This window comes from Pseudomonas mucoides, assembly GCF_015461845.1.
Classification (GTDB): Bacteria; Pseudomonadota; Gammaproteobacteria; order Pseudomonadales; family Pseudomonadaceae; genus Aquipseudomonas; species Aquipseudomonas mucoides.
This window is the reverse complement of record NZ_JACOPW010000001.1, coordinates 208,781-227,395: the sequence shown is the minus strand read 5'-3', so window position 1 is coordinate 227,395 and position 18,615 is coordinate 208,781. Positions and strand designations below refer to the sequence as shown.

The window sequence follows — 18,615 nt, the reverse complement described above, 5'->3', positions numbered from 1 at the left end:
TTCGCGCTTCCGCCCGCTGATTCCACAGGCAATCCTCGCGACTCTCGGTTTTCGACGTATTTAGCGCGTTTTCACACAGCCTGGACCCATCGCTGACAGTCGACCTGCAACCCTAGGCTGGGTTGAGCGCGGCGAAATCCATCAATCGCACTTACCGCTCATTCGCATAAGTCGAAAATCAAGTTTCCGTACAGGGCACGATGGGCAGTAATTCGCCATGCGACCCAGGGCATAGGCGTTGTCATCGCTCATGCAAGGGGGTGCAATGAAGAGGGGTAGCCCATTGGGCCTGCTCCTCGCGGATGACTTCGGCTGCCGCGGCAATCTCGCCGCGCAGCCAGCGATGCGCCGGGTCGGTGTGGCGGCGCTCGTGCCACACCAGCGATACTGTGAAGCGGGCCTCTTCGACCGGCGGTTCGAGCACCTGCAAGGGTAGCTCTTTGACGATTCGGCGTGCAGTCAGCTCGGCGATGGTGCCGATCAGATTGGATTCGGCGACCAGGCGATAAGCCAGCAAGAAATGCGGCACGGTCACCGAGGTCTTACTTCGCACCCCGTACTTTTCGTAGAGACCGTTAACCGCCTCCTTCACCGCGCCGTGATGGCTACTGATGCGCAGGTGACGACCAGCTTGGAACTGTTCGAGTGACAGGCTGCCGTCGATTTCGGGATGACCAACGCGCACTATGGCCTTCAGCCGGTCCGAGAACAGCTTGCGCACGTAGAAATTGGGCGTCGCGGTCTCTTCATTCCACAGGACCAGGTCGATCTCGTTGTTCTTGAGGGCGAGGAGGTCGTCCTGTGGCTTCAGCGGCTTGATGCTCAACTCGACCCCAGGGGCGACCTCACTCAGCCGCTTCACCAAGATCGGCAGCAGGATGAAGCCGATGTAGTCGGTAGTGGCGATGTGGAACACGCCATCAAAGCTCGCAGGATCGAACGCCTCGACGGGGCGCACCAGCGCTTCGATGGCATCAAGCGCGCGCCTCAAGGGCTCGGCCAACTCGAGCGCGCGCGGCGTCGACACCATGCCGCGTCCAGCCGACACGAATAGCGGATCGCGAAACAGCTCGCGCAGCCGGCCGAGTGTATGGCTGACCGCCGACTGCGTCATGTGCAACTGCTGCGCAGTACGCGTGACGTTGCATTCCTTGAGCAGGGTGGCGAATACCTGCAGCGACTTCAGATCGACGTTGTGCAAAGTTTCTCCCCCGCGCTACCACGCGCCGCTAGCACAGACCGAGCGCGCGCGCGTGATGACGAAAATGGTCTTCAATAAAGGTCGAGATGAAATAGTAGCCGTGATCATAGCCGGCTTGGCGACGCAGTGTCAGCGACTGCCCGGCCTCGTTACAGGCGACTTCAAACAACTCGGGCCTGAGCTGCACCTCGAGGAATTGATCGGCCAGCCCCTGGTCGATCAGGATCTCGCCCGGATAGGGCTCGCCCAGCGTTTTGAGCAATTCGCACGCGTCGTGGCGTTTCCACACTTCACGATCGTCCCCGAGGTAGCAGCCGAACGCCTTCTCGCCCCACGGCACGCGGCTCGGCGCGACGATAGGTGCGAACGCCGACAGCGACTTGAACCTGTCCGGGTACTTGAAGGCCAGCGTCAGCGCGCCGTGGCCGCCCATCGAATGACCAAAGATCCCCATGCGTGTGATATCGACCGGAAAATGTTCGGCCAACATTCTGGGCAACTCGCCCGCGACGTAGCTTTCCATCCGGTAGTGGCGCGACCACGGTTCGCGGGTCGCGTCGATATAGAAGCCGGCGCCGGTGCCGAAGTCCCAATCCACTTCCTCGCCGTCGATGTTCGCACCGCGCGGGCTAGTGTCGGGGGCCACGAGCGCGATGCCAAGTTCTGCCGCCACTCGCTGTGCGCCAGCCTTGATCATGAAGGTCTCTTCGGTGCAGGTCAGGCCGGCAAGGTAGATCAATACCGGCACCTTGCCGTGTTCGGCCTGCGGCGGCAGGTATACCGAAAAGCGCATGCTCAGGCCGATGGCGCGCGAGTCGTGCTGATAAAAGCCCTGGCGGCCGGAAAAGCAGTCGTGCTGGCTTAGGATTTCCATGTGTTCTCCCAAAAGGTGCGGGCGGCGCTGTGGATACCGTCGCCCGCCAAGGGGCAACCCCAAACTTAGTAGACGACTACAGAGCGGATCGACTCGCCGCGCTTCATCAGATCGAAGCCGTCGTTGATCTGATCGAGGGTTAGCCGGTGGGTGATCATGTCGTCGATGCTGATGCGGTTTTCCATGTACCAGTCGACGATCTTCGGCACGTCGGTGCGGCCGCGTGCTCCGCCGAAGGCCGAGCCCTTCCACTCGCGACCGGTGACGAGCTGGAATGGCCTGGTGCTAATCTCCTCGCCAGCGGCGGCGACGCCGATTAGGATCGACTGGCCCCAGCCTTTATGGCAGCACTCAAGCGACTGGCGCATGGTGTTGACGTTACCGATGCACTCAAACGCGTAGTCTGCGCCGCCGTCGGTGAGCTGGATGATTGCGTCGACGACGTTGTCGACCTCCTTCGGATTGATGAAGTGGGTCATTCCGTACTTGCGTGCCATTTTCTCGCGTGCCGGGTTGATATCGACACCGATGATCTTACCGGCGCCAACCAGCTTCGCGCCCTGGATCACGTTGAGGCCTATACCGCCGAGGCCGAAAACAACTACGTTGGCGCCCGCCTCGACTTTGGCGGTGAAGATTACCGCGCCCAAGCCCGTAGTCACGCCGCAGCCGATGTAGCAGACGGTATCGAACGGCGCGTCTTCGCGGATCTGCGCCAGCGCGATCTCCGGCACTACGGTGTAGTTCGAGAAGGTCGACGTGCCCATGTAGTGCAGGATGGGTGTGCCGTCGAGCGAGAAGCGGCTGGTTGCGTCCGGCATCAACCCGCGGCCTTGTGTCGAGCGGATCGCCTGGCACAGATTGGTCTTCTGCGACAGACAGAACTTGCACGTGCGGCATTCAGGCGTGTACAGCGGGATCACGTGGTCGCCCTTTTTTAGCGTCTTCACGCCCGGGCCGACGTCGACCACTACTCCTGCACCCTCGTGACCGAGGATGGCCGGAAATAGACCCTCGGGGTCGGCACCCGACAGCGTGTAGTAGTCGGTGTGGCAGATGCCGGTGGCTTTCAGTTCGACCAGCACCTCGCCCTCTTTCGGGCCTGCTAGATCGACGGTTTCGATGGTCAGCGGGGCCCCGGCTTTCCAGGCGACTGCGGCTTTGGTTTTCATATTTCGCTCCAGGAGGGTCCGAATACAACGGACAAGTAACAAGTCATGCAGTCGCAGTCTTTTCTACTGCCACTGCCTCAGGTTTCTTCTTTTGGTTTTGCTGTACTCCGTTGAACAGCAAATTCAGCAGTACCGCAGAAATAGCTGCCAGTACGATCCCGCTTTGCAGCAGCGGCGCCATTTCCACCGGGAATTTGTCGAAAAAGTGTTTGGCTAAGACCGGGGCCAGGCCGATGCCGACGCTGACGGCCACGGTAAAACCGTTAAGTGGCTGGTTCACGAAGTCGACATGGCTGAGTATCTTTATGCCAGCCATCGCAATCATGCCGAACATGATCATGCCGACCCCACCGAGCACGAAGACCGGCACCGAGGCGACCACGGCGGACAGCTTCGGAATCAGCGCCAGCACGATCAGGAGCACACCGCCCATTGCACAGACCCAGCGACTGCGCACCCCAGTTACTTCCAACAGGCCGACGTTTTCCGAGTAGGAGGTGTACGGGAAGATGTTGAAGATCGAGCCGATCACGGCACCCAGACCATCGGCCCGGAAACCGCGCACCAGATCCGCCTGCGTCATCTGCTTGTCTGTCATCCTGCCGACCGCCATGAACACGCCGGCGGTTTCGATCACGTTGACCAGCATGACGACCGTCATGCTCACGATTGCCCAGAAATCGAACTTGAGTGCGCCGAAATGAAAGGGTGCCACCAGACCGAACCACGGCGCTTCGCTCACTCCGTCGAAGTGGACCTCGCCTAGCAACAGGCAGACCGCCACCCCGAAGCCGGTACCGAGCAGCACCGAAACATTGTTGAGAAAGCCGCGGGCGAACTTGGCCATCAACAGAATGAACATCAGCACCGCGAACGCTACGGCGATATACAGTGGGTTGCCGAAATCGGGGTTACCATATCCACCGCCAGCCCAAGTCACGCTTACTTCCATCAGCGAAACGCCGATGGCCAAGAGGATTGTTCCGACTACCACCTCCGGGAAGAAGCGCAACATCTTCGCGATCAAGGGTGCTATCAAGATGACGATGGCGCCTGCCACCAACATGGCACCGAATACGCCTGGCAAACCCAAGCCGGGCTTGGCGCCGATGGCGATCATCGCGCCAATACCGGTAAACGAGACACCCATCATGATCGGCAGCTTCACGCCGAACCAGCGCACCCCCACCGTCTGCACGATGGTGATGAGGCCGGAAACGAACAGGTCGGCGCTGATCAGGAAGGCAATCTCGCTCTTGGACAAGTTCAGCGCGCCGCCGATGATCAGCGGCACCGCGATTGCGGCGGCGTACATCACCAGCACATGTTGAAAACCGAGTATGGACAGACGTCCCAGCGGTAGCGCTTCATCCGCAGAACAACGAGACGCGGAGGGGTAGTAACGTTTGGTTTTCATCTTGCTGCCTCTCATTTAATTTTTGTATTAGATGGCCCAGCTTAGGATGCTGCTGTTTCGAAAATGCCGGACATCACGATGAATCCCGGCAAACGTTTTACTCTGTCGGTCCAGCGGCGCAGCGCCGGGTAGTCGATGAGAGAGATGCCGCCCTCATCGGACAGCATTACGTAGGGGAAGCAGGCAATGTCGGCGATGGTGGGGTGATCGCCGCGACAGATCCAACCGCCATCCTCCTGCTCGGAGAACCACAGTCGCTCGTCGAGCGCCCTGAACAGCGCATGGGCACCAGCACGTGCCTGGTCGGCGTCGAGCTCATAACGCAACAAATCGTGCAGACGCGCTGCCGACGCGGTGCTGGTGATGCCGTCGGCGAACGCCAGCCACATATTTACCTCGGCCAACGACTGCGGATTGTCGGTCGGATACCAGCGTCCGCTGTCATCGTAACGCGCAGCCAGATAGGTCAGGATCGCCTGCGCGTCGCGCAGCACGAAGCCGTCGTCGTCGAGCACCGGCAGTTGGCCGAGCGGGTTGATCGCGAGAAAGGTGTCGCTCTTGTGTTCCTTGCCCGGGAAGAACTCGACGCCGAGTTTCTGGTAGTCAAGGCCGAGCATGTTCATAAAGAGGCGCAACTTGTAGCAGTTGCCTGACAGTTCGTAGTCGTACAGTGTGATCATTTTCCACTCCCTTACAGGTCGAGAACCAAGAGTTCGGAACGGCTGCGCGATACACATGGCATCAGGCAGCGGTGGCTCTGTTTTTCGTCTTCGTTTAGGTAGACGTCGCGGTGCTCAGGCTCGCCGTCGACCACCCCGGTGCGACAGGTACCGCACACCCCCTGCTCGCACGAGGTATCGAGCACGACGCCGTGAGCCTTCAGCGTGTCGGACAAACTGACGCCGGCCGGCACGACGAATTCGGTGCCGCTTGTTTGCAGCCTCACGCGAAAGGGCTTGTCCGCGTCGTGCGACACCTCGTTAGCAAACAGTTCGAAGTGGACGCGCGCGTCGGCGATGCCGTTGACCGCCGCCCGTTCTCGCACCAAGTCGATCAACGGACGCGGCCCGCATACGTAGACGTGGCGCTCCGAGCCTGCTGCGATAAACGCTGCATCGACTGCGTCGCGCGTGGCATCCACTGTCAGACCCGTGTGTAGCTGCAGGCCGTCCAGCTCGGCGAGGCGATCGTTGAAGGCGACATGCGCTTTGCTGCGCGCAAAATAGTGGAGTGCATAAGGCAACCCTGCATGTTGCAGCGAGGCGCCCATCGCCAGGATCGGGGTGATGCCGATGCCGCCTGCGATCAGCACGCCACCCTCGTCCGGGACGAGAGGGAAGTGGTTTTTCGGTGCCGCCACGGTCAAGCTGTCGCCGACCTGCAGCGACTCGTGCAGCGAACGCGATCCGCCGCGCGACGCCGGTTCGAGCTTCACGCCGATCACCAGGTGGTCGCGCTCGCCCGGCGCATTCACCAGCGAATATTGGCGCACGAGACCGTTCGGCGTATGCACGTCAAGATGCGCGCCTGCGTCGAAGTCGACGCGTTCGCCATCCAACAGCGCCAGCTTGAACGCGACGATGTCCTCGGCGGTATTCCAGCGCGCCGCGACAGTCGTCCGGATCAAGGTTCTGCTGCTGGAAGCGGTGTTTCGGGAAGCGCTTTGGACGATGGGAATCAAGTGCAATTTAGCCACGGCCTCAGCCAGCGGGGGATGACCCGCGGATGATTCACGGTTTTCCACATGGCGACGTAGCGTCGTCAGCAGGCGGTTGTGCCAGCGCAACGTCTCGCGCTCGTCCATGCCGACAAGGTTGGCTGAGCCATGCACGATGGTCTTGGCCTCGTTCGCTGGCTGCAGCCAGAAGCGTACCTCGCGACCGCCTGACTCGGTCTGCCATGCTAGGTCGATCTCGGCGCGGTTTCGCAACAGCGCGCTTGAGCCAGGCACGGCGTCCTCATCGTAGTCGGCGTAGCGAGCCAGTTCAGCGGCGACCACGTCGAGGCCCGCGTTGAAGGTCAGGCTGCGCAATGCGAGCGGCAATGGGGTGAACTCCGGCGAGAACGCTACGGCGCCGGAGTTCGTCCCCTTCGCCACCAGGCTGACCCACACGTAGCCGTTCGCTTCCGTCGCCGCAAACGTCTGCGCGCACAAGCTTGGGGGGGGGGCGGTCTGGCTTGTGGCGGGAATGAAGGTGCAGCGACCGTCGCCGCTCTGGTACTGCCAACCGTGGTACTGGCAGCGCAGCTTCTCGCCGGTGTTCACGCCGAGCGTGAAGCGCACGCTGCGGTGCGGGCAACGGTTTTCCCAGGCGTTCACACGGCCGTCGTCGGCACGCCACAGCGCGAGCTCGACGCCATGCAGTTGACCTTGAAAGACGTGGCGCATGTGCAGGTCGTCAGTGCGTGCCACCGGGTACCAGGTGTTCTCTTGGGTGTTCATGCTGTACTCCTCTTCGATGGTCGGCGTGATCAGGCGGCGCGGTAGGTGCCGTAGACGACACCCTTATCGGACAGCCAGCGGCGGTAGGCGGCCGACATCGCGTCGGCACGCGTCGGCACCTCGAACTTCGGATCAAGAGGCAAGGTTCGCGGCAGGTGGTTGGACAGGATCATCAGATCCTGGCCGACGATGGTCTGCTGGAACAGACGTAGCTCGCTGTCGGTGTGGACGTCGTCGATGCAGGCCAGCAAGAGATGGGCGACACACCAGTCTTCACTCAAGGGCTGGGTAAACAGACAGATGACATCGCGCCGCGTCGAGTCGGACACGCTGGTCTTATAGAGGATGGAAGCCAGGGGGCGAACCACTCGATAAATGTACTGTGCGTCGATACCGCCCGTGGCAGCCGCGCCGGCCATCGGCTGGTAAAAGGAGCAATCATTGGCAAAAATCTCGTCGTTCTCTTTATCGAGAACGACTTGGTACGGCTTGACATCGGTATGCGGCACTTCGCCCAATAGGCCTCCATGGACGTACGGAAAATGCGCCATATCGAGGAAGTTCTCGACCACGCGCAGACCGGAAGCATGGATCTGCATCGAACCCAGGCCAAGCACGCGCCGGTCGGACTCGTTGAACTCGGGTAATGCGAAAAAGCCCTTGTCTGGCTCGCCGAGTGATATCCAGTGGGTGTGGTAGCAGGTCTGCGTGCGGCACGACGTGCCGCTGCCGTCGGCGAGACGCGCGCTGAATACACCATCAGCATCGCGGCCGTATGCAATCTCGCAACCCAGAACGCGGGTGCGGTACTGAGAACCGTTTTTTAGATCCGCCTCCACCGCGACTGGATACCATTCGTTCCAGACTGCTGCCTCGATTTCCATCTTTTCCTCCTCTTATTATTCTGAATACGGCTCTGTCACCGTCCTGTAGGGCAACAATAAGAGGGGGGATTGAGATCTAACTAACGCCTATGGTTCATTCCAGTTATGAAAACTTTTCATATGTCTGCTCGGAAGCCTTGTATGTGAAATATCGACGATTTTTCTCTTTGCTTACTAGAAAGCGCGCCGACCTTACCGGGCTCGAAATGGCACTCCGTCGAATCGTATCAAGCGGGTATGTCACCAACGATGGACGTCTTCTTCAATATCCCTGGTTTTAAATGATGACCTCTCCATTCAACCATTCCTGATTCATCGTCTCGGCATCCCCCAGGTAATCGAGTAACCAGGCCATGGCCGGCGAATGCTTGTTTTGGTTCCAGGCTACGCAGGACGGGCTGGCGGCGAAGGGCCGCTGCAGGTTCAGGGCGACCAGTTCGCCTTGCTCAATGAGCTGCCGCACCAGGTGTGCCGGCGCCATGCCCACGCATAAGCCTTCGCGCAAACAATCCAGGGCCGAGGCCCAGTTAGGCACCACCAGCCGACGCTGATTGTCCACGGACCAGGTGTCGCGTTTGGGCAGGTGGCGTGAAGTGTCGTTCATGCACAGCGCGGGGTAGGGGCGCAATTGATCGTCGTCCAGCGGACCGTTCAATGACGCCAGCTGATGCCGGGTGCTGGCCACGCACAACCAGTTCAACAGGCCCATGTCGCGGAAGCTGTAGTGACTGGCCACCGGCACGGCACTCGTGGCGCCGATCACGATGTCGGTGCGCTCATCGGCGAGGGCGTCCCACACGCCGTTAAACACCTCGTACCCGAGTAGCAACTCCACGTCAGGAAACTGTTTATAAAAGTCCAACACCAATTGCCGGCAGCGTTCTTGTTTGACGATGGCATCGACCGCCACTTTCAACTGCCCGCTCCAGCCGTTGGCCACTTGCTGGCACAGACGGCGGGTATCGAGCATGGTTTTCATCACGCCCCGGGCCTGCTCAATAAATAGCTTGCCGGCCGCTGTCGGCTCGACGTCACGATGGCGCCGCACAAACAGCGGCACTGCGAGCCATTGTTCCAGCTGTCGCACGGAGTAGCTGACCGCCGAAGGCACGCGGTGCAGCTCCTGAGCCGCGGCGCTGAAACTGCCGTGCCGGGCCACGGCATCGACCACATCCAGGGAATATTCAGACCACATTCAGGTGCCTTCAAAAATATTGATAAGAGCGTCCAATTATTATCGCTTCACACGAAAAACTCACCGCCCATAATGGCACGCTGCTAACAAATTATTTGACTGAAGAGTCAGTTAGGGCGTTGATGAAAAACTCTTTTGGTTTCACCTGCTACCTGGTTGGGCTGAGCATGCTTGGCTACTTGGGCATGGATATGTATTTACCGGCGTTTAGCGTCATCGGCGGCGAGCTGCATCTGTCGGCCGGTGCAGTCGGGGCGAGCCTGAGCATCTTCCTAGCTGGTTTTGCCGTTGGACAATTGTTGTGGGGGCCGCTATCGGATCGCATCGGCCGAAAACCCGTGTTGTTGATGGGCTTGAGCTTGTTCGCGCTGGGTTGCCTGGGAATGTTTTGGGTCGAGACCGCCATGCAATTGTGGGGGCTGCGCTTTATCCAGGCCATCGGCGTGTGTTCGGCGGCGGTTAGTTGGCAAGCGCTGGTGATCGACCGTTACCCGGCGCAGCAAGCCAATCGCTTGTTTGCCGGGATCATCCCGCTGATGTCCCTGTCGCCCGCACTCGCGCCACTCCTGGGCGCGCTGCTGTTCAATCACTGGGGGTGGCAGGCGATTTTTGCGGTGTTGTTTGGCGTCAGCGTCGCATTGCTGGTGCCAACGGCGTTGCTCGAAGCCGCGCCGAAACGGCTGATAGCCAATGGCGAACGCCCCCGCATCAGTTTCGGACAACTCCTAAAATCGACGGCGTTCAGCGGCAACGTATTGATCTACGCCGCCTGCTCGGCGAGCTTCTTCGCCTGGCTGACCGCCTCACCCTTCATCCTCGGCGGCATGGGCTACAGCCCCAGCGACATCGGCCTGAGCTACGTTCTGCCAACCCTGGGATTCTTGATCGGCGGCTTCAGTTGCCGCAGCCTGCTGCAACGGATCAGCGGCAACATCATGCTGCCCTGGCTGATCCTCGCCTATTGCGTAAGCATGGTGGCGCTGTACCTGGTGGCGACGCTGACCACGCCGACTCTCACCACACTGCTAATCCCGTTCTGCGTCATGGGGCTGGTCAACGGTGCAAGTTTCCCGATCATCGTGACGAATGCGCTGATGCCATTTGCCGAAAACTCCGGCAAGGCCGCGGCGCTACAAAACACGCTGCAATTGGGTTTGTGCTTTTTCGCCAGTTTGCTGGTGTCGTCGCGGATTGAGCAGCCGTTGCAGATCACCGTGGAGGTAATGTTGGTGACCGCGCCGCTGGTAGTGCTGGGGTATTGGATTCAACGGCGTAAGCGCGACGAAGCAGAGCGGTTTGAAACAGACCGGTAACAGCGATTCGGCATTTCTTACGGGCGTGGCTGACACGCCAACGCGCAAACAAGAAACGGGCGCCTCCACGGCGCCCGTTTTCATTGTGCGCCAGGCATGGCGCGTTGCGCGCAAGGGCAACCAACTTGGCTGTGGTGGCCACGCTGGTGACTTGGAGGTGAAAGTCCTCTAACTGAGGATGACGGCTGACAGGGCAAAGGCAGCGGCGGCGTCTGTGGCGTGGACGAAAGCGTAGCCGGACACGCTGATGGCGCGAGTGCTTGCACCGGCCAACCTCAAGCGGGCGGCGCGCCATATCGATCGATACGTTAAGCCCCAGGCTTCAGATGCGCCTAAGTGTCAGCGAAACATCTTCCCTCGTTTCCAACCCCAATACTCCAATCGGCAGCGTGACGTCTGAAGCTGACGCGCCGGCAATCCGAGCGGTATTAATAAAATAAAAACTACCTGTTCTGCGCCTGAACGTCGCGATGGAGTTCGCGCGACTTCGCACATGACTCGGTTTTCTGATCTGGCTCAACGTATCTACCGTACCTGGGCGTAGTGTTTGCAATAACGTTTCGTAGACACGGCGGAAATGGGTGCTTACGTCCTTTACGGTTTTCAGTGTGTTTTTGAGATGTTTTTGCCTTTTTCATACTTTAAAGGGTGTCCGATGAAAACCTCATATTTCGTAGCAACGACAATCCTCGCCGCAGGCTTGTCTGCCCTTGCATCTCCCGCCAACTCGCAGACACTCGAAAAAATTGCCGACAGTAATAAAATCACCGTGTCTTACCGGGAGGCATCGATACCTTTCAGCTACTTGATCGGTCCTACCGAAGCGGTGGGTTTCTCAGTCGATTTAACGGATGCCATCGTTGATGATGTGCGCAGGCAGCTCAAGAGACCGAACTTGGAAGTGGCTTACATTCCTGTGTCTTCGCAAACCCGCATTCCGTTGCTGGTTAATGGCACATACGATCTGGAGTGCGGATCCACCACCAACAACGCTGCGCGTGGCAAGGACGTGGCTTTTGCAATTAGTCATTTCTACACCGGCACGCGTCTATTGACCAAGAAGACCTCCGGCATAAAGAACTACGCCGATCTCGCAAAGAAGACGGTCGCCAGCACCGTCGGCAGCACGAACGAGAAGGTTCTCCGCCAATACAGTGCCGACAACAATCTAGACATACAGGTCGTCTTGGGCAAAGACTATGACGACTCCTTGGCGCTGGTTGAAAATGATCGTGCCGTGGCGTTTGCCATGGACGATATTCTGCTGTTTGGCCTCATGGCGAACTCCAAAAATCCCGATTCGTACGAAGTCGTGGGTGATGCGCTGCAAGTCGAACCCTACGGCTGCATGCTTCGCAAAGATGATCCTGAATTCAAGCAATTGGTCGATGGCACCATCACCCGCCTCATGGAGTCGGGCGAATTCGCAAGGCTGTACACCAAGTGGTTTCAATCACCGATTCCTCCAAAAGGAATGAATCTGAATATGCCGATGAGCGAACAGCTCAAAGCCAATCTCAAGGCCCGCAGTGACAAACCAGCGCTGTAAAGCTTGACGAGTACCTGAGCAAATGACACAGAAGTCCGACTTGACTCGGTCATTGCGAGCAGCTGCCGGCTCCACATCGCATCGGGTCGGCACTTAGGCTCGTTGAGAGCGGTTCCAGCCGCAAACTCAGATTAGAGTGGGCTCTATTCACCTAATTGAGTACAAAGCCGATCGGTTGCGTAATCTCATACTCGCGGGACTTTACTTAAACGGTGGGAGGCAACTCCCGTGTCATGTGCGGTAAAGACGTGCGTGGCGAGCTATCCGGAATAGCCAGCGTCGCACGTAACCCGCCTTCCGGTCGGTTGACCAGCGTGATGTGTCCGCCCAGCCGGGTCGCGATGGTGTTGACGATGGTCAGCCCCAGTCCCGCGCCCTGGTCATTGCCGCGACTGTAAAACCGTTCGAACAACCGCTCGCGGTCCGCTTCATCAATGCCAGGGCCCTGATCCTCGACACTCAGCAAATAGAAGCCATCGGCCTGACCTAACTGCACGGTGATCACGCCTTTATCAGGGGAAAAATTTACCGCGTTGCTGATCAGGTTGTTCAGTGCGATGTCGATGGCGGCAGCGTCGGCCACCACTTTGAAGGGGCGGTCCTGGACGTCGAAGGCCAGCTCAAGATTTTTACTCAGTATCCAGGGCGTAAGCTGAGCCAGGCTGCCGCGCACAATTTCGGCCAGGTCGATGCCGTGCTGCAGCGGCGCCATGGCTTTGGGTTCCAGGCGAGCCATGGTCAGCAATTGATTGACCAGGCGGCTGGTGCGGTCGACGCCGGCGATCAGAAACTCCAGCGAGTCACGGCGCTCTTCTTCGGTGCCAGCCTCCAGCAGATTTTGCGCATGGACCCGCAGCACCGCCAAAGGCGTGCGCATTTCGTGGGCTGCATCGGCGATGAAGCGGTGTTCGCGGGCCAGCACTTCCTGAATCTGCGCCAGCATGCGATTGAGCGCTGCTTGCATCGGCTCCAGTTCACTGGGCAGCGGGGTCAGTTGCAACGGTTCCAGCGAGCCGCTGTGCCGTGCCCGCAACGTCGCCGCCATGTTTTCCAGCGGCTTGAGGCCCCAGCCGATAGCGATCCAGATCAGCACCGCCAGAATCAAGCTGCCCAGCACATTGGGCCACAAGGTATGGCGCATGATCCGATCCACCAGGTCCGCGCGCACGTCGTCCCGTTCGCCGACCCAGATTTTCAGCTCGTTCTGTTTGTCATCCAGCAGGAACGCGCGCCAATGGCGATTGTTCAGGTCGACCACATCACTGAAACCGGGTGTTGCTGGCGGTGTGCTGAAAGAGGGCGCGCTGGCCGTATGTACCAGCACTTCGCCGTGACGATTCCAGACCTGAAACGCCAGTTTGGTTTCATAAGGATGGCCGTCGACCCTGGGGTCTGCTTCGCCCAAGGCTTTATTGAAGGCCTGATACAGGTCGGCGTGTTCCTTGTTGGCCAAGGGCATGCGCATCACGCCTTGCAGCAGCCGGGCGTTTTGAGCCAGTTGGGCGTCATAGACTTCGGCGATTTCATGATTGCTGTCGTGCAGATTGAACAGGCTGATCACCGCGACGCCGACCAGCATCAGGCCAATGATGAGCGTGAGGCTGCGGCGTCGAATCGACGTCATCGACGCTCCTCCACCAGATAACCGACACCGCGAATGGTGCGGATCAGGTCGGTGGAGAATTTTTTGCGCAAGTGGTGGATATGCACTTCCAGGGTGTTGCTTTCGGCTTCCTCGCTCCAGCCATACAACAACTGCATCAGGTGATCGCGGGTCATGACCCGGCCTGGCGGCGAGAGCAATTCGTGCAGCAGCTGATATTCCTTGGGCGTCAGTGCTACCGGTTCGCCGTGATAACTGACTTGCTGGGTGCCAGGGTTCAGGCTGATGCCGGCGTGCTCGATCAGCATTTGCGCGCGCCCGACACTGCGGCGCAGCAAGGCCCGCAAGCGCGCCTTGAGTTCTGCCAGGTCAAAGGGCTTGATCAGGTAATCGTCGGCCCCGGCATCCAGCCCGGCAATGCGGTCTTCGGTCGCGTCGCGCGCGGTGAGGATCAGCACCGGCAGGTTGGAACCGCTGTCACGCAAGCGCCGTAATACCTCAAGCCCGTCCATGCGCGGCAGACCGAGGTCGAGCACGGCCAGGTCAAACGTTTCGCTCAATAGCGCGTGCAAGGCGCTGGCACCATCCTGTAGCCAATCGACGGTGTAACCCTCGCGGCCCAAGGCCTGATGGATGCCCTCGCCGAGGGCAACGTCGTCCTCGATCAGTAATAAGCGCACACGAACTCCTGTCAGTCGAGTTTCTTGTTCACGTCCACCAGCAACGCTTCAATCTCTTTGCGTCGCCCCGCGTCGGCGGTTTCCCGTCCGGGCCTTGGCGCTGCCTGCAACGCTTTCTGCAGCGCGCTTTTGGCTTCGTTGTAGCGCTTTTGACGGTAGAGGTGATCGCCCCAGAAGTACAGACTATCGATGCCGTCCGGGTTGAGTTGCAAGGCCTGTTTGAGCAACTGTTCGGCCTTGTCCGAATCACCAAAACCGATGGGCCAGCCCGGTACGCGGTCATACAGCGCACCCAGACTTGTATAAGCCGAGCCTTGCAAGGCTTTCGGGTCCAGAGTCAGGGCTTTTTCCAGATCGGCTTTTGCCGCCTTGACCTTGCTCAGCGCGCCGAGGCCGCCCTGGGCACCGGCCCAACTGCTGTTGACGATGCCGGACCAGATCCAGGCTTCTGCCACCGATTGGCGTTGCTGGGTGAACGCCGACGCCTGGGCCGCCAGTTGTTCAAACGCTGCAGTGCGTTGCGCTTCGGGCACTTCGTATTGAATGTGCGCCCAGCTTTGCTGGATGCCCTTGAGGCGTTGCTGGTCGGCGGGGTCGAGGGCCCAGGCACTTTGGCTCAAGGCGCCGAGTATCAGGCAAGCAATGACTTTTTTCATGGTTTCAAGTGCTCGTTGTCAGGTTTTTCGCTCAGACGACGGATCAGCGGCAATTGCTTGCGCAAGCCCTTGTCCACCAGATGGGGCAGCAGACTGTTCAGGCGCACGAAAAAGCGTTCCGGCCAGCCCAGGTACAAATCGCGGTGATCACCGGCGATGGCATGGATCACGGCAGCCGCGACCGTTTGCGGATCATCGACGTTGGCTTTGAGTGCATCATTCAAGGCTTGGGCCGCCGGGCTGTTCATCCGGGTGCGGGTGGCGCGGGGGGCGACATACAACACGTTGACGCGGGTGTCCGCCAGTTCCCGGCGCAAGGCTTCGGAAAACCCGCGCAGGGCAAACTTGGTGGCGCAATAGCTGGCATAGCCGGGGTAGCCGATGGAACCGTAGGTTGAGCCGACGTTCACCACCATCGCGCTTTCGGCTTCCTTGAGCAGCGGCAGCAAGAGTTTGGTCAGGCAGATCGGCGCGCTGATGTTGACCGCCATCATTGCGTGGATTTCGCTGTCCTCGAGTTGTTCGAGCATGGCGAAGTGATTGATTCCGGCGGCGTTGATCAACAGGTTGATCCCGCCAATGGCTTGGGCAGCAGCCAACACCTTGCGCCGATCGGTGAGGACGGTCAGGTCCGCGCCGATCCAGCACAGCTGCTGCGGATAGCGCGCCAGCAACGGCGCCAACGGTGCCTCTTGCCGCGCGACCGCCAGCACTCGGGCACGGCTGGCGCACAGGGCGGTTGCGATCGCCAGGCCGATGCCACCGCTGGCACCGGTGAGTACCACACGAGCTTCAGACAGGCGCATGCAATGTCTCCCCGTCGCGTGGCAAGCCACGGAACATGTCGGTGTACAGCGTGTACACCACTTTGGACGCGTGAATGACCGCAGCCTGGTCGGCCGGATCATCGAGGGTGTTCATCAGGCGGCGATAAGTCTGCATGTGCTCGATGTCCAGGGAGCCATGGGAGCTGAGGTAGCTGAAGGCACTTTCCGGCAAGTCCAGCCGCTCGCGAATACTGCCGGCGGCGTGAGTGGCCAGGGCGATGCTGGTGCCTTCCAGCACGTTGACCATCCCGAACAGGCCGACCGGGTTGTCCCGGGCAATCAAGTCGTAGAGAAAACTGACCATCAACTCGATGGGCAGGCTCGGATGACCGTCGCGCACCGCAACCTTGTCGCCGCCGCAGGCCTCGATGTCATTGAGGATCCATTGTTCGTGGCCGTATTCATCCTCGATGTATTCGCAAACGGCTTTGCGCAGCCATTCCAGACGCAACGGCAGACGCGCGCCGCAGGCCATCATCAAGGGCACGGTGTGGCGTACGTGGTAATAGGCTTGCGCCAGAAACGCGCGGTAACTTTCCAGGCTGACCTTGCCCTCCAGGGCGTCGATAATGATCGGCAGATTGAACAGCGCATGGCGTTCTTGTTGCGTGGCTTCTTGCAGCCTGTCGAAAAAACTCATGATGCGGATTCCTCGGAAAAGACAGATTCAGACAGTTGCGCCCGGTAACGCTCGACGATGGCGTCACGGCGCAGTCGGCCATTGGCGGTAAGCAGGCCATTGGCGGGGGTGAAGGGTTGATCCAGTCGGGTCCAGTGGTGGACCTGGGCGTAATCGGGCAAGGCTTCGTTGGCCTGGGCGACGGTGGCGGCGAGTTCGTCGTCGGTGCATTCAGGACGCGAGGGCCAGAGCAGCGCATGGTTGTAGGGCAGGGCTTCGCCGTAGACGAAGGCCTGGGCGATGTGGCGGCGCTGGGTCAATTCGGACTCGACCCACTCCGGGTTCACGTTGCGCCCGAAACTGGTGACGAATTGATGTTTCTTGCGCCCGTTGAGGTAGAGAAAACCTTCGGGGTCAAATTCGCCGAGATCACCGGTCGGCCACCAATCATCGGTGGGCGGTGCTTCGCCCAGATAGCCCAGCAAGGTCGAACCCTTGACCAGCACTTCGCCGTCCTGAGCCAAGCGAATCTCTACATGGGGCAGGGGCTGGCCCACGCTGCCGGGACGGCGCGCGCCGGGCCGATTAAGGCACACCACCGAGGCGCACTCCGACAGTCCGTAGCCTTCGTAAACCGGCAGGCCGATACGTCGAGCACGGTGCAGCAATTCCTCGGACACCCGTGCGCCACCCACTGCGGCAAAACGCAGCGTGCCGGGGTTGAAGGCTTTCTGCTCGGCGGCACTGACCAACATTAGTAACAGCTGCGGCACCAGGATCAGGCTCTCGGGGGCGCGGGCGGCCAGGCAACCGAGCATCTGTGGCACGTCCACTCCGCTGGCCCCTTGGATGCCGAGGGATTTCTGGCTGGGCACGCTCAAGGTCGCGCCGGCATACAACGCGGCATAACAACCGAGGTTTTCCAGCAGGATCGCCAAGGGCAACAGCGCCAGGTGATGCTGCGGATCGGTGGGTTTGCTGGCCTGATCCAGTTCGCGAGCGACCGTCAAAATACTCTCCGCGCTCAGGCACACGCCTTTGGGCGTACCCGTGGTGCCGGAGGTGAAGGTCAGTTTGGCGGTCCCCTCGGGCAGGCGATTCGCGTCCATGAAGGTCCGGCACCAGAACCCGTCGGCTTTCTCGTAGCCGGCCTCCTGCAGTTCGGCGTCCAGCTGCGGCTCGGCAATCACCCGTTCGGCGTGACTCTGTTCCAGGCAGTGGCGGCGCTGGGCCGGGCTGAAAAACGGTGGCAACGTCAGGCAGGTCAGGCCTTCGAACAACGCGGCCAGGTCCCAGAGCATCGCTTCAACGCCATTGTCCAGGGCCAGCGCAAGCACCCTGACGTGTTCATCGCGCAGACGCTGCTGGCGAGTCAGCACTTCGGCGTACAGCGTGGCGTAGTCCACCTTCACCTGATCGCCCCACAACGCAATCGTGCTGGGTGTGCGTTCGGCATGGTTGCGCAGGGTCTGTTTGAACCGTTCGGTTTCAGGCGACATGGCTGGACTCCTCATTGGACGTTGGCAACCCCAGGCGACTGAACATCCCGCTGTTGTGCAAATGGATGAAGCCGGCGCGAATGTTGCCCACGTGTACCCAGGGCTTGCTTTCGTAATAACTGCCCCAGTGGTGGCGCTCATCACCCAGCCGCTCGGGATCGGCGGCGCACAGCGTCACGGGTTTCAAGCCCAGGCGATGAAAGCTGTTGACCAGGCCGACATTGCCGGTGAACGCCACCCACTCCAGGCCACCCATGGCCAGAAGGTAGGTGATGGCGATGATGCTCATCCGTGCGCTGCCGGTGTCACTGGCGGCCAGGTTGCCGACTTCGACGATGCCGGCACGGTCCACGGGGCGATCGGCGGCCGCGCTGATCAGCGGGTCGATCGATTCGTCCAGATAACGCTCCAGAAACAACTGCCCAAGACTCGCGAGACGAATCCCGGCCACCGCACACAGTTCGCCCGCCGCGTTGCTCATGCCGAACAGTTCGGGCATGAAATGACGGATGTCGGCACCGTGGGCCTTGCGAAAGCGTTGCTGGATAAAGTCTTCAAAGAGGGGGCGCCGGGGCTCGTCCGGCAGCGCTCTGTGCAAACTCATCTGTTCGGTTTCGGATTGGCCGAAACGCAGGGGGAGCGCGATGTTCCACTCAAAATCGGGCATGGGAAGACGCCTCCAC

The 18,615-nt window shown here is 60.1% G+C and carries 17 protein-coding genes; 2 read left to right on the top strand and 15 right to left on the bottom strand.

Translation table 11 applies throughout. The features are described from left to right. Positions 1 to 241: 241 nt before the first annotated feature. The 8 genes from H8F22_RS01055 to punR form a co-directional block, all read right to left on the bottom strand. Complete coding sequence (locus tag H8F22_RS01055; protein WP_194939648.1) at positions 242 to 1,201, bottom strand: LysR family transcriptional regulator; 960 nt, start codon at positions 1,199 to 1,201, stop codon at positions 242 to 244. A 28-nt stretch (positions 1,202 to 1,229) separates the two neighbouring features. After that, entirely contained in the window at positions 1,230 to 2,075 is an 846-nt protein-coding gene (gene fghA / locus H8F22_RS01050) for an S-formylglutathione hydrolase (protein ID WP_194939647.1), read from the bottom strand. A gap of 65 nt (positions 2,076 to 2,140) precedes the next feature. Continuing rightward, positions 2,141 to 3,247: an S-(hydroxymethyl)glutathione dehydrogenase/class III alcohol dehydrogenase gene (locus H8F22_RS01045; protein ID WP_194939646.1), complete on the bottom strand. Its 1,107-nt coding sequence runs from the start codon at positions 3,245 to 3,247 to the stop codon at positions 2,141 to 2,143. A 43-nt stretch (positions 3,248 to 3,290) separates the two neighbouring features. Then, positions 3,291 to 4,664 (bottom strand): nucleobase:cation symporter-2 family protein, encoded by a 1,374-nt coding sequence (locus tag H8F22_RS01040; RefSeq protein ID WP_194939645.1) that lies wholly within the window; start codon positions 4,662 to 4,664, stop codon positions 3,291 to 3,293. Positions 4,665 to 4,705: 41 nt separating this feature from the next. Next, the gene (locus H8F22_RS01035; RefSeq protein ID WP_194939644.1) at positions 4,706 to 5,344 is read right to left on the bottom strand and encodes a glutathione S-transferase family protein; all 639 of its coding nucleotides are present in this window, start codon (positions 5,342 to 5,344) and stop codon (positions 4,706 to 4,708) included. Between the two features lie 11 nt (positions 5,345 to 5,355). Next, positions 5,356 to 7,107, bottom strand: coding sequence for a Rieske 2Fe-2S domain-containing protein (locus tag H8F22_RS01030; protein WP_194939643.1), 1,752 nt, complete (start codon positions 7,105 to 7,107; stop codon positions 5,356 to 5,358). A gap of 29 nt (positions 7,108 to 7,136) precedes the next feature. After that, on the bottom strand, positions 7,137 to 7,991 hold the full coding sequence (locus tag H8F22_RS01025; protein ID WP_194939642.1) for an aromatic ring-hydroxylating oxygenase subunit alpha: 855 nt from the start codon (positions 7,989 to 7,991) through the stop codon (positions 7,137 to 7,139). Positions 7,992 to 8,268: 277 nt separating this feature from the next. Further along, complete coding sequence (gene punR / locus H8F22_RS01020; RefSeq protein WP_194939641.1) at positions 8,269 to 9,186, bottom strand: DNA-binding transcriptional activator PunR; 918 nt, start codon at positions 9,184 to 9,186, stop codon at positions 8,269 to 8,271. A 122-nt stretch (positions 9,187 to 9,308) separates the two neighbouring features. Between punR and punC the strand changes: the two genes are divergently transcribed. Next, positions 9,309 to 10,499 (top strand): purine nucleoside transporter PunC, encoded by a 1,191-nt coding sequence (punC, locus tag H8F22_RS01015; RefSeq protein WP_194939640.1) that lies wholly within the window; start codon positions 9,309 to 9,311, stop codon positions 10,497 to 10,499. Between the two features lie 577 nt (positions 10,500 to 11,076). Then, positions 11,077 to 12,048: a transporter substrate-binding domain-containing protein gene (locus H8F22_RS01010; RefSeq protein ID WP_228758647.1), complete on the top strand. Its 972-nt coding sequence runs from the start codon at positions 11,077 to 11,079 to the stop codon at positions 12,046 to 12,048. Positions 12,049 to 12,253: 205 nt separating this feature from the next. On the opposite strand, the gene H8F22_RS01005 is transcribed toward H8F22_RS01010, so the two are convergent. The 7 genes from H8F22_RS01005 to H8F22_RS00975 are packed head-to-tail and all read right to left on the bottom strand — an operon-like array spanning position 12,254 to position 18,599. Then, entirely contained in the window at positions 12,254 to 13,672 is a 1,419-nt protein-coding gene (locus H8F22_RS01005; RefSeq protein ID WP_194939639.1) for an ATP-binding protein, read from the bottom strand. Next, positions 13,669 to 14,331, bottom strand: coding sequence for a response regulator (locus H8F22_RS01000; RefSeq protein WP_027925348.1), 663 nt, complete (start codon positions 14,329 to 14,331; stop codon positions 13,669 to 13,671). Before H8F22_RS01000 ends, H8F22_RS01005 begins: the two co-directional genes overlap by 4 nt. Positions 14,332 to 14,342: 11 nt before the next feature. Beyond that, positions 14,343 to 14,987, bottom strand: a complete 645-nt coding sequence (locus H8F22_RS00995; protein WP_027925349.1) for a tetratricopeptide repeat protein — start codon at positions 14,985 to 14,987, stop codon at positions 14,343 to 14,345. Then, a complete protein-coding gene (locus tag H8F22_RS00990) occupies positions 14,984 to 15,793 on the bottom strand; it encodes an SDR family oxidoreductase (RefSeq protein WP_194939638.1) in 810 nt (269 codons plus the stop codon). Before H8F22_RS00990 ends, H8F22_RS00995 begins: the two co-directional genes overlap by 4 nt. Next, positions 15,780 to 16,454, bottom strand: coding sequence for a TenA family transcriptional regulator (locus H8F22_RS00985; protein ID WP_027925351.1), 675 nt, complete (start codon positions 16,452 to 16,454; stop codon positions 15,780 to 15,782). Before H8F22_RS00985 ends, H8F22_RS00990 begins: the two co-directional genes overlap by 14 nt. Continuing rightward, positions 16,451 to 17,932 (bottom strand): AMP-binding protein, encoded by a 1,482-nt coding sequence (locus tag H8F22_RS00980; protein WP_194939637.1) that lies wholly within the window; start codon positions 17,930 to 17,932, stop codon positions 16,451 to 16,453. The genes H8F22_RS00985 and H8F22_RS00980 overlap by 4 nt, the downstream gene beginning before the upstream one ends. Continuing rightward, the gene (locus tag H8F22_RS00975; RefSeq protein WP_027925353.1) at positions 17,922 to 18,599 is read right to left on the bottom strand and encodes a thermostable hemolysin; all 678 of its coding nucleotides are present in this window, start codon (positions 18,597 to 18,599) and stop codon (positions 17,922 to 17,924) included. Before H8F22_RS00975 ends, H8F22_RS00980 begins: the two co-directional genes overlap by 11 nt. Between the last annotated feature and the right edge of the window lie 16 nt (positions 18,600 to 18,615).

Bases quoted from the DNA above. Each gene is read 5' to 3' on its own strand.
- fghA (WP_194939647.1), bottom strand. From the start codon at position 2,075: ATGGAAATCCTAAGCCAGCACGACTGCTTTTCCGGCCGCCAGGGCTTT.
- H8F22_RS01045 (WP_194939646.1), bottom strand. From the start codon at position 3,247: ATGAAAACCAAAGCCGCAGTCGCCTGGAAAGCCGGGGCCCCGCTGACC.
- H8F22_RS01040 (WP_194939645.1), bottom strand. From the start codon at position 4,664: ATGAAAACCAAACGTTACTACCCCTCCGCGTCTCGTTGTTCTGCGGAT.
- H8F22_RS01035 (WP_194939644.1), bottom strand. From the start codon at position 5,344: ATGATCACACTGTACGACTACGAACTGTCAGGCAACTGCTACAAGTTG.
- H8F22_RS01030 (WP_194939643.1), bottom strand. From the start codon at position 7,107: ATGAACACCCAAGAGAACACCTGGTACCCGGTGGCACGCACTGACGAC.
- H8F22_RS01025 (WP_194939642.1), bottom strand. From the start codon at position 7,991: ATGGAAATCGAGGCAGCAGTCTGGAACGAATGGTATCCAGTCGCGGTG.
- punR (WP_194939641.1), bottom strand. From the start codon at position 9,186: ATGTGGTCTGAATATTCCCTGGATGTGGTCGATGCCGTGGCCCGGCAC.
- punC (WP_194939640.1), top strand. From the start codon at position 9,309: ATGAAAAACTCTTTTGGTTTCACCTGCTACCTGGTTGGGCTGAGCATG.
- H8F22_RS01010 (WP_228758647.1), top strand. From the start codon at position 11,077: ATGGGTGCTTACGTCCTTTACGGTTTTCAGTGTGTTTTTGAGATGTTT.
- H8F22_RS01005 (WP_194939639.1), bottom strand. From the start codon at position 13,672: ATGACGTCGATTCGACGCCGCAGCCTCACGCTCATCATTGGCCTGATG.
- H8F22_RS00995 (WP_027925349.1), bottom strand. From the start codon at position 14,987: ATGAAAAAAGTCATTGCTTGCCTGATACTCGGCGCCTTGAGCCAAAGT.
- H8F22_RS00990 (WP_194939638.1), bottom strand. From the start codon at position 15,793: ATGCGCCTGTCTGAAGCTCGTGTGGTACTCACCGGTGCCAGCGGTGGC.
- H8F22_RS00985 (WP_027925351.1), bottom strand. From the start codon at position 16,454: ATGAGTTTTTTCGACAGGCTGCAAGAAGCCACGCAACAAGAACGCCAT.
- H8F22_RS00980 (WP_194939637.1), bottom strand. From the start codon at position 17,932: ATGTCGCCTGAAACCGAACGGTTCAAACAGACCCTGCGCAACCATGCC.
- H8F22_RS00975 (WP_027925353.1), bottom strand. From the start codon at position 18,599: ATGCCCGATTTTGAGTGGAACATCGCGCTCCCCCTGCGTTTCGGCCAA.